13 protein-coding genes are annotated in these 16,794 nt (G+C 72.5%); 10 read left to right on the top strand and 3 right to left on the bottom strand.

Going from position 1 to position 16,794, the window contains the following annotated elements; all coding sequences use genetic code 11:
- The first annotated feature begins 103 nt into the window (after positions 1–103).
- The 4 genes from AB0M35_RS19550 (at position 104) to AB0M35_RS19535 (ending at position 3,927) form a co-directional block, all read left to right on the top strand.
- Positions 104–757 carry a hypothetical protein gene (locus AB0M35_RS19550; protein WP_363746969.1) on the top strand — a complete coding sequence of 218 codons (654 nt, stop codon included), beginning with the start codon at positions 104–106 and terminating at the stop codon, positions 755–757.
- Positions 758–852: 95 nt separating this feature from the next.
- Positions 853–1,533, top strand: coding sequence for a response regulator transcription factor (locus AB0M35_RS19545; protein WP_363746968.1), 681 nt, complete (start codon positions 853–855; stop codon positions 1,531–1,533).
- A gap of 13 nt (positions 1,534–1,546) precedes the next feature.
- Positions 1,547–2,977, top strand: a complete 1,431-nt coding sequence (locus AB0M35_RS19540; RefSeq protein WP_363746967.1) for a HAMP domain-containing sensor histidine kinase — start codon at positions 1,547–1,549, stop codon at positions 2,975–2,977.
- Entirely contained in the window at positions 2,974–3,927 is a 954-nt protein-coding gene (locus AB0M35_RS19535; RefSeq protein WP_363746966.1) for a Gmad2 immunoglobulin-like domain-containing protein, read from the top strand. The genes AB0M35_RS19540 and AB0M35_RS19535 overlap by 4 nt, the downstream gene beginning before the upstream one ends.
- A 64-nt stretch (positions 3,928–3,991) precedes the next feature.
- Here AB0M35_RS19535 and AB0M35_RS19530 read toward each other — a convergent pair whose 3' ends face one another.
- From AB0M35_RS19530 to AB0M35_RS19520, 3 genes are all read right to left on the bottom strand, one after another.
- Complete coding sequence (locus AB0M35_RS19530; protein WP_363746965.1) at positions 3,992–4,972, bottom strand: ion transporter; 981 nt, start codon at positions 4,970–4,972, stop codon at positions 3,992–3,994.
- A 214-nt stretch (positions 4,973–5,186) separates the two neighbouring features.
- Entirely contained in the window at positions 5,187–5,906 is a 720-nt protein-coding gene (locus AB0M35_RS19525) for an SDR family oxidoreductase (RefSeq protein WP_363746964.1), read from the bottom strand.
- A complete protein-coding gene (locus AB0M35_RS19520; protein WP_363746963.1) occupies positions 5,903–6,718 on the bottom strand; it encodes a helix-turn-helix transcriptional regulator in 816 nt (271 codons plus the stop codon). Before AB0M35_RS19520 ends, AB0M35_RS19525 begins: the two co-directional genes overlap by 4 nt.
- 362 nt (positions 6,719–7,080) lie before the next feature.
- Between AB0M35_RS19520 and AB0M35_RS19515 the strand changes: the two genes are divergently transcribed.
- Genes AB0M35_RS19515 through lanM form a run of 6 tightly spaced genes read left to right on the top strand, consistent with a single transcriptional unit; the run spans position 7,081 to position 16,784 of the window.
- Complete coding sequence (locus AB0M35_RS19515) at positions 7,081–7,281, top strand: hypothetical protein (RefSeq protein WP_363746962.1); 201 nt, start codon at positions 7,081–7,083, stop codon at positions 7,279–7,281.
- Between the two features lie 4 nt (positions 7,282–7,285).
- Positions 7,286–8,542, top strand: coding sequence for a cytochrome P450 (locus AB0M35_RS19510; protein ID WP_363746961.1), 1,257 nt, complete (start codon positions 7,286–7,288; stop codon positions 8,540–8,542).
- Positions 8,526–9,224, top strand: a complete 699-nt coding sequence (locus AB0M35_RS19505; RefSeq protein ID WP_363746960.1) for a biotin/lipoyl-containing protein — start codon at positions 8,526–8,528, stop codon at positions 9,222–9,224. The genes AB0M35_RS19510 and AB0M35_RS19505 overlap by 17 nt, the downstream gene beginning before the upstream one ends.
- Positions 9,224–11,467 carry an ATP-binding cassette domain-containing protein gene (locus AB0M35_RS19500; RefSeq protein WP_363746959.1) on the top strand — a complete coding sequence of 748 codons (2,244 nt, stop codon included), beginning with the start codon at positions 9,224–9,226 and terminating at the stop codon, positions 11,465–11,467. The genes AB0M35_RS19505 and AB0M35_RS19500 overlap by 1 nt, the downstream gene beginning before the upstream one ends.
- Positions 11,464–13,638, top strand: a complete 2,175-nt coding sequence (locus tag AB0M35_RS19495) for an ATP-binding cassette domain-containing protein (RefSeq protein ID WP_363746958.1) — start codon at positions 11,464–11,466, stop codon at positions 13,636–13,638. The genes AB0M35_RS19500 and AB0M35_RS19495 overlap by 4 nt, the downstream gene beginning before the upstream one ends.
- Positions 13,638–16,784, top strand: coding sequence for a type 2 lanthipeptide synthetase LanM (gene lanM, locus AB0M35_RS19490; protein ID WP_363746957.1), 3,147 nt, complete (start codon positions 13,638–13,640; stop codon positions 16,782–16,784). Before AB0M35_RS19495 ends, lanM begins: the two co-directional genes overlap by 1 nt.
- The last annotated feature ends 10 nt before the right edge of the window (positions 16,785–16,794 follow it).

Below are 16,794 nucleotides of genomic sequence, written 5' to 3'. Positions count from 1 at the left end.
AGACGTCCGTCAATAGGTGTCATCGCGGAAGTGTCATACCGCCCGGCCACCGTTGCCCGGCTGTTACCTGGTGGTGAAGCTCCGGTGGCGAAGCGTGTCGACGGTGGATTCCACGAGCATCGCCGGCCCGCACGGACGGGCCGGCAGTGGAGAGGAGACCACGATGCGGATCAGCAGAACACTCGCCGCCCTGACGGTGGCGTGCACCGTGCTACTGGCCACCGCCGGCACGACGGCCACAGCTACGGGGGGCACGGCCGCAGTCGGCACGGCGGCGACCGGCGAGCCGTACTGCGGAATCACCTGGGGCAGCGCGGACAAGGTGGCCGGCACGCTGAGCGACACCCCGTTGACCGAGGTACGCACCGGTCGGCACGACTGCTACGACCGGGTGGTGTTCGAGTTCGACGGGACGGCGACCGGCTACTCCGTCGGCTACGGCGAGACGTACACCGATGGTGAAGGGCTGGCGCTGTCGCCGTACACCGCCGGTGGCGCGCTGCTGCGGGTCTCGCTGCGGGCGCCCGCGTACGACGACGAGCACCTCGGCACCGTGCCGTACCGGGTCGGCGACCATGTGGCCAACGTGCTGCGCTACCAGACGCTGCGCGACGTGGTCTTCGGCGGCAGCTTCGAGGGTTACACCACCTTCGCCGTCGGCGTACGGGCCCGGCTGCCGTTCCGGGTCCTCGTGCTGGCCGGGCCCGGCGCCCACAGCCGGATCGTGCTCGACGTGGCACACCAGTGGCAGCAGTGACCGGCCACGGAGGCGGGTGTCCGGCGTTCGGGCACCCGCCCCCGACCGTCACGCCGAGCGACGACCGGGGCGACGGGGACTACCCTGGATACGTCATGGACGGCCGCGTGCTGGTGGTCGAGGACGACGCCTCCATCCGGGAGGTCACCGCCCTCGGGCTGCGCCGCGCCGGGTTCCGGGTGGTCACCGCCGCCGACGGCCGGCAGGCCCTGGCGGCCTGGCGCGCCGGGTCGGTCGACCTGATCGTGCTGGACGTACTGCTGCCGGGCCTGGACGGTCTCCAGGTGTGCCGGGAGATCCGGCGCAGCAGCGCGGTGCCGATCCTCATGCTCACCGCCCGCACCGACACCATCGACGTGGTGGTCGGGCTGGAGTGCGGCGCCGACGACTACCTGCGTAAACCCTTCGACCTGCCCGAACTGGTGGCCCGGGTACGGTCGCTGCTGCGCCGCGCGGTCGGTCCACCCGAGCCGGGTCCACTGCGGATCGGCCGCCTGGAGATCGACCCCGGCGCCTTCGTGGCCCGCCGGGACGGTCACGAACTGCCGTTGACCGCCACGGAGTTCCGGCTGCTGCTGGAGCTGGCCCGTCGGCCGGGGCAGGTCTTCACCCGCGAACTGCTGCTCGAACGGGTCTGGGAACAGGGCTACCTCGGCGACAGCCGGCTGGTCGACGTGGCGGTGCAACGACTACGCGCCAAGGTCGAGGACGACCCGGCCGACCCGCGCCTGATCCGCACCGTACGCGGTGCCGGTTACAAGCTGACCGCGAGCTGAGCGGGCGACGGCGATGGCCACGGACCCAGTACGCCCCGGCCGGCTGCGTCGCCGCCTGACCATCGCGTTCGTGCTGGTCGCGGGAGTCTCCGCCGGTGTGCTGGCCGGCGGATCGTACCTGCTGCTGCGGCAGGCCGGCTACGACGCCTCGCTGCACGCCGCCGCCGCGGACGCCCGCTACCGGCTGGTGCTGGCCGGGCAGTTCCTACCCTTGACCGAGCAGCGCAGCGCGGAGCTGCTCACCAGCTTCGAGAGCAGCGGCCAGCACGTGGTGCTGGTCGCCGGGGACGTGCAACCGTCGCATCCGGAGTACGCCCCGCCGCTGGGCGAACCGCTACGAGCCAGCGTCGCGGCCGGGCAACTCGGCTACCAGCGCACCAGCGGGCCGCCCCGACTGCTGGTGGTCGGCGGCCGGATTCCCGGCTCCACCGCCGAGCTGTACGTGATCAGCGGCGAGGACGACGTCGCCGCCGGCCTGGACCAGCTGCGCAACGCCCTGGTGGCCGGTTGGGTTCTGGTGACGCTGCTCGCCGCCGCCGTCGGGCACACCCTCGCCCGACGCACCCTGGAACCGGTCGGTCGGGCCGGTCGGGCCGCGCAAGCGATCACCGAAGGGCTGCTGGCGACCCGGCTGCCGGTGCGGGGCCGGGACGAGTTCAGCGCCTGGGCCTCCTCGTTCAACGAGATGGCCGAGGCGTTGGAGGCGAAGATCGCCGCGCTGCGTCGCGCCCAGGAACGGGAACGGCGGTTCACCGCCGACGTCGCCCACGAGCTGCGTACCCCGGTCACCGCGCTGGTGGCCGCAGCCTCGCTGCTGGGCGAGCACCTCGACCACCTGCCCGGCGACGCGCGACGCGTCGGTGAGCTGCTGGTCGGTGACGTGGTCCGGTTGCGACGGCTGGTGGAGGACCTGATGGAGATCTCCCGGCTGGACGCCGGGCAGGAGGCCGCCGCGGTCGCCGACGTGGACGCCCCGGCCCTGCTGCGCGCGATCGTGGCTGCCCGGGGCTGGCAGCACCGGGTCGAGGTCGACGGCGAGCCGGTACGGTTGCGCACCGACCCGCGCCGGCTGGAACGGGTGCTGGGCAACCTGATCGCCAACGCGGTGCAGCACGGCGCCGGTGAGATCCACGCCCGGGTGGTACGGGTCGGTGACCGGGTGTTCTTCGACGTCGACGACCAGGGGCCCGGCATCCCGGCCGCGCACCTGCCGCGCCTGTTCGATCGCTTCCACAAGGTCGACCGGGCCCGCTCCGGCGGTGGCAGCGGGCTCGGCCTGGCCATCGCCCAGGAGAACGCCCGGCTGCTCGGCGGCCGGCTCACCGTGCACAGTGCCCTGGGCATCGGCACCCGGTTCCGCCTCGACCTGCCCGATTCCGTCGGCGCGGGTACCGATCGGGGCGAGGTGGAGTCGTCCGACGCCGCTGCCGGAGGTGCCGGATGAGCCGGCGGCCGGTCGGCGGGCCGCAGCGGCGTCGGCGCGGCCGGTCCCGCCACCGGATGGCCGGGGCTGCGGCCGTTCTGCTGATCATGACCGTGGGGTGTGCTCCGTCGCGATCCGGAGCGCTCGGCCCGGCGCCCACCGCCCCCGCACCGGCGACCACCGCCTCCGCGCCGGCCGTCCCCATCGGGCCCAGCACCGCCGCCGCTTCACCGGCCGCCACCGCGGCGTCGACCGCCGACATCTCCGCGTCTCCGCCACCGGGCGCCGGGCCCGCGACCAGCCCTCGGCATACGAACCTGACCCTGGAGCTGTGGTACGTCCGCCACGGTCGCCTCGCCCCGACCCGCCGGACCCGACCGACCACCGTGGCCACCTCCCGGCTGGCACTGACCGAACTGGTCGCCGGGCCGAGCCCGGCGGAGGCCACCGTCGGGCTGGTCACCCTGCTGCCCGCAGGGGTCGAGGTGAGCCGGATCGCGGCCGGGGTGGCCGTGGTCCGCATGCCCGACGCCCCCGATCCGAGCACCGGCCGGCTACGCGAGGCGCAGGTGGTCTACACGCTCACCCAGTTCCCCACCGTCCGGCAGGTCGCCTTCGGCACCGCCGCGCCCGCCGGGCGCGGCGACTACGCCGACCTGCTGCCCGCGATCGTGGTCACCCACCCGGTCATCGGTGACCGGGTGACCAGCCCGGTCACCGTCACCGGCAACGCCGACGTGTTCGAGGCGACCGTCAGCGTCCGGATACTCGACGCCGCCGGCCGGCAACTCGCCACCGCGTTCACCACCGCCACCTGCGGCATCGGCTGCCGGGGCGACTACCGGCTCGCCGTCGGCTACCGGCTGGCCCGTGAGCAGCCTGGCACGATCGAGGCGTACGAGGTGTCCGGCGCCGACGGCTCCCGCACGAAACTGGTCTCCGTACCGGTGACGCTGGCCGCCACGCAATAGCGTCAGCCGCTCGATTCGCAACCCCCCGCCGTGGTGGTCGCGACTGCTCCGCGGCGAGTGGCCGTCACCTGCGCTTGCGGCGTCCTCTCGTACGCGACCGCCGGTCCGCCCGGGGCTTCGGCAGCACGAGCGTGCCGACCTCGGCGGCCGGCGCGGCGTCGCCCCGGACGGCGACTGCCGGGTCGATGAGGTCCCGGTCCGGCAGTCGCCGTTCCAGGTCGGTGATGATCGCCTGCACCCGGGCCAACTGCTCGCGGACCGACGGCTCGTCCTCGGCGTGCCCGCCGATCGGGCGGCTGCCACGCTGGGCGGCGACCTGCTCGTCCTGGTGCGCCTCCTGCAGGGCGGTCAGCACCAGCCCCACCAGCAGGTTGGTGAGCAGGTAGCAGGCGGCCACCATGTAGGAGACGTAGTACAGCACCGCCCAGGCGGTGACCTCGCGTCCGGCCTGGAGCGTGTCGGTGATGCCGTCCAGCGACAGCAACAGGAACAGCGTGAGCATGGCCTGCCCGACGGTGCCGTACTCCTGTGGGTACGCGGCACCGAACAGCATCCAGCCCAACATCGCGTACCCGTACAGCAGCAGCGCCGTGACCAGCAGGAAACTGCCCAACCCGGGCAGGCTGCGCCGGATCCCGACCAGGATCACCCGCAGGCTCGGGAAGAGCCGGAACGCACGTACGATGCGGGCCAGCCGCAACAGCCGCAGCAACGTCACGTTCTCCCGGACACCGGGCAGCAGTGGAGCGGCCACGATCAACAGGTCGAAGACGTTCCACCGGTCCCGGAAGAACCCGCCCGGAGCCAGCGCGTGCGCGCCGAAGCGCAACAGCAGTTCCAGCACGAACACTGCCAGGCAGGCGTACTCGACCGTGCGCAGCACGGTTCCCACGGTCACGACGACGCCACCGTACGTCTCCAGGCCCAACGCCACCGCGTTGACGATGACCACGGCGAAGCTGGCCAGGTTGAACCAGGAGGCGCCGACGACGGCCTGGCACCGTACGGCAAGCCGGTGCAACGGACTACGGGCAGTGCGCGTCATGCTACTCCTCGACCGGCTCACAACCGGACGGCAGCCTATGACACCCCCCAAACACCCCCGAACCCCGGACCACCACAAAGGACACTCCCCTGCTCACAAGCCCCACCCCGACCTCGACCCCGCCGATCTTGCACTTCCGGTCGCCGATGAGTGCTGTTTGTGGCTTTTGCCGCGACAGCAAGTGCATGATCGACGGGGTGTTGCCGGGCGGAGGTCAGAGCAGGAGGCCGCCGGTGGCTCGGATGTTCTGTCCGGTGATCCAGCGCGCGTCCGGGCCGGCGAGGAAGGCCACCACGTCGGCGATGTCCTCAGGTCGGCCGAGCCGGCCCAGCGCGGTCAACCCCGTCGTCCGGGCCAGCGCCTCGGGCGGGTTGCTGGCGCGCAGCAGATCGGTGTCGGTGGCGCCCGGCGAGACCGCGTTGACGGTGATGCCCCGATCGCCCAGCTCACGTGCGGCGACGGCGGTGAACTGCTCCAGCGCCGCCTTGCTGGCACAGTAGAGGACGGCACCGGGTGCCGGCACCACCGTGTTGAGGGTGGAGATGTTGATGATCCGGCCGTGGTCACGCATCACCTCGGCGGCCCATCGGATGGCCAGCGCCGGAAACTTGACGTTGACCGTCATCACCTCGTCGAACTGTGCCCCGGTCAGCTTCCTGATCGGCGACGGCGGGTTGATCGCCGCATTGTTCACCAGGATGTCCAGACCGTCGATCACCGTGCCGAACAGCGCGTCGAGGCTGGCCAGGTCGGCCTGGTCGGCGCGGACGGCGCTCACCCGCTCGAACTCGCCGGCCAGTTCGTCGGCGGCGGTCACGTTGTCGCGATAGCTGAACACCACCCGCGCGCCGTCGGAAGCGAGACGCCGTACGATGGCCCGTCCGATCCCCCGCGAACCGCCGGTCACCAACGCCGTCTTTCCACTCAACGTCATGAACTGCGACGGTAGGCGGGCAGCGCCCGCAGGTCTTGGAGAAATGCGAACAATGCGCTCGGCGTGACCCCGGCCAGGGCCCGCATCTCTCGGTTGAAGTGCGACTGGTCGGCGTATCCGCACTCGACGGCCCGGGCGAGCCCGGCTCCGGGCCGACCGAGCCGGTGTACCGCGTACTGCAAGCGGGCCACTCGCGCCACCGTCTTGGGCGACATGCCGATGTGCCGTCGGAAGCCCACCTCCAGCCCGCGCCGGCTGACGCCCAGACCGGCCGCCACCTCCCCCACCGTCCGTCCCGGCCGGTGCAGCCGCCACCACGCGCGGGTCACCGCCGCGTCAGGCGGGCGGCCCCGCTCCGGCAGCCACGCCGTCAGCAGGCCGTCCAGCAGCGCGAACCGTGCCGGCCAGCTCGACGCCGAGCCCAGGCGGTCCGCCAGCTCGACCGCGCGGGCGCCGAGCAACGCCGCCGGCTCCACGGTCGCGCCGACCAGCTTCGCCGCCGGTACGCCCAACAGCGTGGACACCCCCACCGGCGTCAGCCCGATCGCCACACCGTGCCGCCACTCGGCCTGCTCGTGTACCGCATGAACGCCACGCGCTCCGGTGACCCAGCTTCCCCGCCCGGCGAAGTCCACGATCAACGTGGTGAGGCTGAACGGCAGCATCCGACGTCGCAGTGGCCCGTCGACCGACGCGTGGAACCCCGCATAACCGAACACGTACGGCTGCAACTGAGCGCAGGCCAGCCGGCCGGGCATCGCTACACAGCCGGCGTACGGCTCGGCCGGCAGGGAGTGGAGCAGTGGCAGCATCCGTCCATCATTGCCCGACGGAGTGCCGCCGGGGCGCCAGGTCCATGGATCATGCGGGACGCCGAGTCAGCACGGGAGCCGGCACCGACCTCAATGGATGACAACTGTCATGAGTGGGACGTGTACGGCGCCCTACCGCCGCTGATCGCTGCGGGAAACACTGATCCATAACGCAGCCAAGCCGACGCAGGCGCGGAGAGCAACCGGATGAGAGCCCGGCGGCCCGTTCGCGGGCAGCCGACATGAAACAGCTGGCCGACATGAAACAGCTGTGGGTAGTCCAGATACCCACAGCTGGCTTCATCCTATCCGGAATTGCTGGCCCGCGCTCGAACCAGATGCACCACTTCAGGAGAGACGACATGCGCGACTTCGGAGCAGACACCGTCAGTGTGATCCGTGCGCGGGCCGCCGCACTCGCGGCCTCCTGGCTGGATGGCGCCGCCGGTGCACCCCAGGATCTCCTGCGGGTGGAGAACCTGGCCACCGGGCCGACCGAACCGGTCCCGTGCTTCTGCCTCGGCACCTTCTGCTGGGTCGGCAGCACCCCGTTGGCGGAGTAACGCGATGTCCGGGCTGCCCGCGGTGGGACACGCGCTGTTGCTCGACCCGTCCACCCGGGACGACCCGAGCCTCTACCGGCGGTTGCACACCGAGGCGCCGGTGCTGCGTACCGCCGGGTTGTGGCTGGTGTCGGGCTATCAGCAGGTGTCGAGGCTGGCGGGCGACCCGCGGCTCGTGATCGATCCACGGGCCGGCGACCCGCCGTTGCCCCTGACCCAGTCCGAACGACTGGAGTTGATCTTCGGTCGGATGCTGAGCTTCCGCGACGGTACCGCCCATCGGCGCCTGCGGCAGCTCGTGTCCGGCGCGTTCAGCGCCCGCCGCACCAACGCCCTCGACCGGACCGTACGCGACCTCGTCGCCGACCTGATCTCGCAGGCGACGGCCGACGGCGCAGAGTTCGACGTGGTGCCGGCGATCGCCGAGCGGCTGCCCGTACTCACCTCCTGTCGGCTGCTCGACCTGCCGACCGAGAGCTGGTCCCGGGTCGACCGGTGGGCCCGCACGCTGACCGGCCAACTCTTCCGCTTCGGTCAGACCGCCGACCAACTGGCCGACATGCACCGGCAGGTCGACGAGATGTTGCGGTTCATCGACGAACTCGCCGCCGCACGCCGCGACCGCACCGGTGACCTCGTCGCGGAACTGCTCGGCGCCTCCTGCGGCACGGATCCACGGCTCAGCCACGACGAGTTCGTCTCGTTCGTGGCGCTGCTGTTCATCAACGGTCTGGAGACCGTCACCGCGGCGGTCTCGACCTGCGTAGCGGCCCTGCTGCGGCAGCCGGGACTGGCCGCCGAGCTGCGCCGCGAACCCGACCGCGCCCTCGACGTGGTCGACGAGTGCCTGCGCTTGGAGAGCCCGGTCTGGCTCGCCGCGCGGCGCGCCGTCGAACCGATCGAAGTGGACGGCCAGGTGATCGAGGCCAACGACCCGGTGTTCCTGCTCTGGGCGGTGGCCAACCGGGACCCGGCCGTCTTCGACCGCCCCGACGAGTTCCGGCCCGGCCGCGCCGGCCGGCACCTCGCGTTCGGTCGCGGGCCGCATCACTGCCTCGGCGCGGCGATGGCCCGTGTCCAGGCCGCCGAGGTACTGCGGCAACTGGCGGCGTACGAGGGCCTGCGGGCCGGATCCGGTCCGACCCGGCGCAGGCACACCGCCGCGCTGCTCACGTACGACTCGCTGCCGGTGACGGTCACCCCGGCCGGCGAGCCCCTGTCGATCCGAGCGGAGGCGAGGCTCCATGCCACGAACCGGTGAACTGGACGACGTCGTACGCCTGACCACCCGGCGTAGCTGGGCCCTGTTGGTCGCCGTACTCCTGGCGCTCGGCGCCGGTACGGCGTGGGCCGTCGTCGCCCGAATCGAGTCGACGGTGTCGCTGGACGGCATCCTGCTGGCCGGACGGGGACCGGCCCTGGTGACCGCCCCGGCCCCGGCCACGGTCGCCTCGGTCAGGGCGACCGTCGGTCGGCCGGTGAAGGCCGGGGAGGTGCTGCTGACCCTGCGGGGCGACGGCAAAACCGTCGCGGTGACCAGCCCGGTGACCGGGATCCTCACCACGCTGACCGCCCGGCCCGGCGCCCAGGTCGACGGCGGCGCCACCCTCGGCACCGTCGACCGCACCGACCAGCGACTGTCCGCGCTGCTGCTGCTCGACGCCGGCCGGCCGGCCGGCATTCCGGCCGGGGCACAGGTCCGCGGCGCCGGCCTGACCGGCACCGTCACCCAGGTCGAGGCGTACCCGCTGACCACCACCGATCTCGCCGGCCGGTACGGGATTGCGCGACTGCCCGGGTACGCCGACGACCGACTGGTCCGGCCGGTCCTGGTCGACCTCGGGGTGCCGGCCTGGCCGGGCGCCACCCTGACCCCGATCCGCCTGGACCTCATCGTCGGCACCGAACGGCCCGTCGACGTACTGCTCGGAGGTGGTCGGTGATGGTCGTCCTCGCCGACAACCAGGCCGCGACACGGCCGGCGGAGGAACCCCAGCCGCAGCCCCGCCGGCAACGGGCCGTCCGCACCGTCGAGACACCGCAGATGGAGGATGCCGACTGCGGTGCGGCCTGCCTGAGCATCATCCTCAACCATCACGGCCGGCGGGTGCCGCTGGCCGAACTGCGGGACCGCTGCGGGGTGGGTCGGGACGGGATGACCGCCTCCGGGTTCGCGCGGGCCGCCGCCGGCTACGGGCTCAAGGTCACCGGCCGGTGGATCGACACCTCCGACCTGGACATGGCCTCCCGGGTGCCGGTGCCGGCGGTGGTACTCCTCGACGGCCGGCACTACGCGGTTCTGGAGGGCGTCCGGCGCGGCCGGGCCTGGATCAACGACCCGGCTGTCGGGCGGCTGCCGCTGACTCCGACCGAGTTCGCCACCCGAGCCAACGGCCCGGTGCTGGTCGCCGGCCGCACACCGGAGTTCGAGCCGGGCGGTGACCGCTGGCCGTTCGCCCGCGCGGTGGCGCAGCGGATCCGGCCGTACGCGCCGATGATCCTCGCCGGGGCGCTGCTCGGCGGTGTCGCCGCGGTGCCGACCCTGCTGGCCTCGTTGACCATGCGGGCCGTGCTCAACCGGGTACTGATCTTCGGCGACCTGGCCTGGCGCCCGGCTCTGCTGGCGATCCTGGTCGGCGTTGCGCTGCTGGCCGCGCTGGCCGGGTGGGCGCAGCAACGAATCTTCGCCACCGCGCTGGCGGTGATGGCCACCCGGTTCTCCAGCCGGTACCTGACCGCGCTGCTGCGGCTGCCAGGCGAGTTCTTCCACCGCCGGCACCTCAGCGGCCTGGTCAACCGGACCCAGATGAACGACGGTCTCGCCATCGCGCTGTCCGAGCGGGTCGTGCTGCCCGCCGCGGCAGCGGTGACCGTGGTCGGGTACGGACTCTTCATCGGCTATCTGGCACCCCGGCTGCTGGTGGTCATGTCGCTGGCGATGGCGGCACAGATCGTGCTGCTGAACGTGGTCCGGCGCCGGGCCGGTCCACATCAGCAACGGCTGCTGTTCGAGCAGTTGCGGCGGGACAGCACCGCACACAGCGGACTCAAGATGATCGAGGCGGTCAAGGCCGACGGTGCCGAGCGGTGGCTCTTCGCGTCCTGGGCCCGATCCGCCGGCCGGACACTGGACGCCGCCAATGCGCTGGCCTCGGCGACGCTGGGGGTGATGGCGCTCAGCGCGGCGATCGGTCCGGCCGCGTTGGCCGGACTGGCGTTGGTCGGCGCGCACGACGTCGCCGGCGGCCGGATCGACCTCGGCACGCTGCTCACCGCCCAACTGGTGGGTGGAGCGATGCTCGCCCCACTCGGGCTGCTCGTCGGACTGGGCTCGGAGATCCAGGTGACCCGGGTGCACGTCTCGGTGATCGACGACGCGTTGGCGGCCACCCCGCATCCGGCCCGGGCCACCGTCCTGGAGCCGACCGCCGCGCCGGAACCGGAGAATCCGACCCGGCTGTCCGGCCGGATCCAGTTCGACGGGGTCAGCTTCGGCTACGACAGGCACCGCCCGCCGCTGGTCCGGGACATCTCCTTCACCGTCGAACCCGGACAGTGGGTCGCCCTGGTCGGTGTCAGCGGCAGCGGCAAGTCGACCCTGGCCAGGCTGGCCGTCGGCGCGGCCGAACCGTGGAGCGGTGCGGTGCTGCTCGACGGTCGGCCCCGCGAGACCTACTCCCGCCGTACGCTCGCCGCGTCGATCGGCTACGTGGAGCAGCAGCTGCGACTCTTCGAAGGCAATCTGCGCGACAACCTGACGCTGTGGGATCCGACCCTGCCCGAGGAGCGGCTCCGGGCCGCCCTGCTCGACGCTCGCATCGACCGACTGGTCGAGCAACGTGGTGGCCTGGACAGCGGTGCGGTCAACGAACACGCCCGCAACCTGTCCGGCGGTGAGCAGCAGCGCCTGGAACTGGCCCGGGCGCTGGCGGCCGACCCGCCGCTGCTGGTGCTCGACGAGGCGACCAGTGCGCTCGACGCGACCACCGAGTTCGCAGTCCTGGAAGCACTTCGCCGCCGAGGGGTCACCTGCATGTTCATCGCCCACCGGATCTCCACCGTGCGCGACGCCGACATGATCCTGGTGCTCGACCGGGGTGAGATCGTGCAACGCGGCACCCATGCCGAACTGATCGACGTCGACGGCGTCTACCGCCGGCTGGCCACCGACGGGCGGCCGGTATGACCACCGTCGACCCGGTCACCGTGGACGCGCTGGTCGACCGAGCCGCCACCCGGCGGACCGGTACCGATCCCACCACCGGGCGGGCCGGTGCGGATCTCGCCGCCGTGGACGAGGCCTGGCGACAGCTCGCCGCAGCCGCCGCCGAGCGGCCCGAACGACCGGACTGCGACGCCGCGCAGACCCTCGCCGCCCACTACGACCTGCCGCAGCCCACCCCGGGCCTGGGTCTGATCGCCGCGCTGCGCGCCGCCGGACTGCACTGGACCGAGGTACGGCTCGACGGCCGCTGGTACCGGCGCGGCGCGGCCCCGTTGATCGTCTTTACGGACAGTGGGCCGGCCGTGGCGCTCCTGCCGGCCCGGCGCGGCTACCGCACCGCCGACGGTCGCCCGGTCACCGCCGCCAGCACGGCGCAGTACGACCAGACCGCCTGGCAGGTCTACCCTCCGCTGTCGTCGGGCGAAGCGGTGACCGGCCGTCACCTGCTCCGGTTCGCCGCCCGCGGCGCCGGGGCCGACCTGCGTTTCCTGCTGTCGGCCGGGTTGCTCGCCGCGCTGATCGGTGGTGTCCTGCCGTTCCTGTCGGCATGGATCATCACCGGGGTGGCCGGTGGCAGCGTGGGCGGTCAACTGCTGTGGAGCCTGGCCGCGCTGATCGCCAGCTTCGTGGTGGCCAACGCGCTGCTGCTCTCGGCCCGCAACGCCGCCCTGGTCCGACTCCAGGGCCGGCTGCAACTGCGGCTGGAACCGGCGGTCTGGGCTCACCTGCTCAGCCGGGACGTACGCGCACTCGAAGAGATGGGCACCAGCGACCTGGTCCAGCGCGCGAACTCGGTCACCGAGATGCGTAAGGCACTGTCCGACAGCGTCGCCGCCGGCGTACTCGGCAGTGCCTTCGGGCTGGTCAGCCTGGCCGCACTGATCTTCGTCCACCCGTTGGTCGGTGGCTGCGTGCTCGCCGCGACCGTGCTGCTGATGGGCGCGGCGAGTTACGCCGCCATCCGTCAACAGCGCCACGAGCTGGCCAACCGGGAGGCGTTCGCCGCCGTCGCCGGTTTCCTGCACACCGCCCTGCTGGCGATCGAGAAGATCCAGGTCGCGGCCCGGGAGGAACGGGTCTTCGCCGGCTGGGCGCAGCGGTACGCCCGGCAGCGGTCCACCGACGCCGAAACGCTGCGGTGGCAGGCGCGGGTGGCGGCCTGCGCGGCGGCACTCCAGCCGACCCTGCTGGCCGCGCTCGGCCTCGTGGTCGCCCTGCGCCAGGACGTCACCCTCGGCACCTTCGTCGCAGCCAGCATCGCGGTGGGGCAGTTCGCCGCCTCGGTCGGGATGCTCCAGGGGGGCGTGATCTCGGCGTTCTCCCTGGTCGCCGCGTACCGTCGGCTGGCGCCGGTGCTGGCCGCCCCGCCAGACGTGCAACCGGGCGCCGCAGATCCCGGCCGGCTGCGCGGCCGGGTGCAGCTGCACGAGGTCACCTTCACCTATCCCGGCACCGGCCGACCCGTCCTCGACCGGGTCAGCATCACGGCCGAGCCGGGCGAGTTCATCGCCGTCGTCGGTCCGTCCGGAGCCGGCAAGTCCACCCTGATCCGGCTGCTGCTCGGCCTCGTGCCGCCCAGCTCCGGCGCGGTCCGCTACGACGGCCGTGACCTGTCCGAGTTGGACGTACGGGCGGTCCGGGCGCAACTGGGCGTGGTGCTCCAGCAGGCCCGAGCCGTACGCGGCTCGATCCGGGACAACGTGGCCGCCGGCACCGAGGACCTCACCGACGAGGCGGTCTGGCAGGCGCTGCGCCTCGCCGGGCTCGCCGACGAGGTCCGTGACATGCCGATGGGGCTGCACACCATGGTCAGTGAGGACAACAAGGCCTTCTCCGGTGGTCAGATCCAACGGCTGATGCTGGCCCGCGCCCTGGCCAAGCAGCCGCCGGTGCTGGTGCTCGACGAAGCCACCAGCGCGCTGGACAACATCACTCAGCGCAAGGTGACCGACCGCATCGCCGACCTCGACGTCACCCGGATCGTCGTCGCGCACCGGCTCAGCACCATCCGTGCCGCACACCGCATCTACGTGCTCGACGGCGGACGGATCGCGGCCGAGGGAACCTTCGACGACCTTGTCGCCACCGCACCGCTGTTCGCTCGACTCGTCGCCAGGCAGGAGGTCACCTGATGACCACGACCAGCGCATCCATCGGTCTGGGTAGTACCATGTCCGCACCCGACACCCTGCTCGGTCTCGGCGGTGCCGACGAACGGCTGCTCAGCGTCATCGCGTTGGCGGCGCCGTTCGACGAGCGGGAGGCCGGCGTCTACTTCGCCCCGGTCCGCTCCGGCGGGCGCCGAAAACTCGCCGAACGCTCACAGCGGTGGCTGCGTTCCGCGGTCGCCGAGGACGACGTGTCCCTGCGGGCCCTGCTGCTGCACCGTCAGCAGACCAACCGCGACCTCGGCGCCGGGCTGGTCGACGTGGTCGTACGCGACCCGGGCAAGCTGCCCGACTGGTCGTACGCCCTGGTGGACTTCCTGCTCGCCCAGCCGCCTACCGCCGCACAGGACCCGGCCGCCGAACTCGTCGGCGGGGTCTTCGTCTCCTTCCAGCGGGCCGCGGCCCGGCTGACCGGGATGCGCCAGGGCAGGTTGCGTGGTGTGGCCCTGACTCCGGAGGCCGCCGACGACGTCACCGGTCAACTGGTGCAACGTCTGATCAAGGTGTGCCACGCCGCGCTCGGCTTCGAACTCCAGATCGCCGACGGCTCGGCAACTCCGGTCAACTGGTACGGCCGCGCCGGCATCGACGTCAGCCGGCTCGGTTGGCTGAGCCGGCTGGAGGGTCTGCCCGGCCTCGCCTACCTGATCGGGGTGACCTGCCTCAACTACAAGCGGGCCGTCGGCGAGGTCTTCGACCGGCTGCATCAGGACCTGCCCATGCTGCGCCGCGAGCTGTGGGCCTGGGCCGACCCGGGTGCCCTCGCCTCGTACTCCGGTGACTCCGGTGACCTGCACGACAGCGGCCGTACGGTCAGCCTGCTGTCGTTCGTCGGTGGCCAGCGGGTCGTCTACAAGCCGAAGGACCTCAGCAGCGTCGCCGGCTTCATGGACGTGCTGACCTTCCTCAACACCCACGGGCTGCCGCTGGACCTGACCACCCGGCAGGTGCTGCTGCGCGACGGCTACGGCTGGGAGGAGTACGTCGTGGCCCGGCCCTGCGTCAGCGGCGAGGACCCGGCCCGGTTCTACCGCCGACTCGGCATGCTCACCCGGCTGGCCCAACTCCTGGAATGCCGCGACCTGTGGGCCGACAACCTCATCGCCATCGGCGAACGGCCGATGTTCATCGACCTGGAGAACGTGCTCCAGGGCCGGATGCGCAAGCCGGTGCTGCTCGGCCCGCGTGCCGAGGCACTCTGGCACGAGGTCGAGGAGAGCGTCGCCAAGACCGCTGTAGTGTCCTACCCACGGATCGGGGCGCCCGGCCGGCGGGCGCACGACATCGGCTGCTGCGCGCCCATGCAGGAACAGTTGGCGGTCGACTCCGACGGCTTCCCGGAAGGGTGGGAGCCGCCACCGTACCGGCCGATGGTCGACGGCCGACCGGTCGACCCGGCGGAGCACGCCGACGACGTGTTGACCGGTTACCGCGAGATGGACGCCTGCCTGGTCGCCAACGCGACTGCGCTGGCCGCCGAGCGCGGCCCCCTGCACCTGCTGTCCCGGGCCCGGGTCCGCTACATCTGGCGCAGTACCTGGGACTACCTGGCGATGTTGCAGGTCGCGTCCGGGCCGCTGGCGTTGACCGACGGGGTGGCCCGGGAGATCGTGCTGGCCCGGCTGTTCCGGGGGGCCCGCGAGGTGCTGCACACCGACCCGCGCCGTACCGACAGCCTGGAGATGATCGAGCGGGAGATCGAGTCGCTGCGCCGGCTGGACATCCCACTGTTCCAGTCCGAGCCGATGACCTCGACGGTACACACCCCGGAGGGCTCCCGGGTCGACAACCACTTCTCCGGTACCGCCTGGCAGCGGTTGCGTGACCGCCTCGACGAACTCGTCGAACGGGCCGAATGCGGCGCACCCATGCCGGAGGAGGCACTGGCCGCCTGCCTGGACTTCGCCTCCGGTGGCCGGCCGGTCTGGGCCCCGCCGCCCGGGGATCCCGACGGTCGCCGCGATCCGGCCCAGCTGGGAATCTCCATCTACCACCCCAAGGCGTTCCGGGCCGAGGTCGACCACGGCCAGCTACTCGCGGGCGCCTGCGCGGCGGCCGACGACATCATCGCCGCGGCCGTGCCGGTCGGCGACGGGCAGCACGGCTGGGTCGGCGCGGTCCACTACCCGGCCTTCGGTCTCGACCAACTCGAACCGCTGCATGGCGACCTGCTCACCGGCACCGCCGGGATCGCGGTCTTCCTCGCCGAGCTCTACCAGACCACCGGCAAGCCGACCTACTGGGCGTTCGCGCAGGACGCGCTGGCCGCCACCACCGAGTTCTCCGCGATCGCCGGGCAGGCCAGCCTCTACCGGCGGATGGCCGGTGGCCGGCCGCCCGTCGGCGGGTTCGTCGGCATCGGCGCGACCATCTACGCGCTGGCCCGCTGCGGGCAGGTGATCGGCGATCCGCAACTGCTGGCCCAAGCGCAGAGCCTGGTGCCCGCAGCCCGTGACCTGCTGGCCACCGGAACGAGCCTCGCCGATCCGGTGACCGGTCGGGCCGGCCTGCTGCTGGCCCTGCTGAAGCTCACCGAGGCGCAGCCCTGCGCGGCAGCCGACGAACTGGCCGCGAGCCTGTACGAGCAGCTTCTCGCCGAGCTGCCGGGCGGAGTGCCGTCGGCGTACCCGGCCGGGGTCCCGCTGCTTGACGCGTTGCCGTCCGGGGCACCGGGCGTGGCGATGGCGCTGGCCCAGTACGCCGCCCGGCACGGCCTGAGCACCGACGGGGAGCACCTGGTGCTGGCCGTCGACTCCACCCCCGGTGGGCGGCTGGCGGCGACGGTCGCCGCCGCGGCACTCGGCCGGGCCCGGCCCGCTGAGGCGGTGGCACCGGTGCTGGCCGGGCCGCCGTCCAGCGCCGACCTGCTCGACCGGATCGAACTGGGCCTGGCGGCGTGGCGGGGCGAGGGCGACGAGCAGCACCGCACGGCCGCGCACGCCGCCGCCCGTACGCTGCTGAGCCGCCGCGCCAGCCAGCGCCGCTGGTTCCCCGACCGCCGCCGCGCCGACCGGACCCAGCTGTCCGCGGTGGATGGTCTCGCGGCGGCCGGGCTGGCCTGCCTGGCGCTGGCCGAAGAGGACGTGACCTCGCTTCGAACGATGAGCTGACGGGAGAGAT

The organism is Micromonospora sp. NPDC051196, from assembly GCF_040682415.1.
In the GTDB taxonomy this organism is placed as follows: domain Bacteria; phylum Actinomycetota; class Actinomycetes; order Mycobacteriales; family Micromonosporaceae; genus Micromonospora.
The sequence above is the reverse complement of the archived record's forward strand: the minus strand, read 5'-3'. Positions and strand labels throughout refer to the sequence as shown.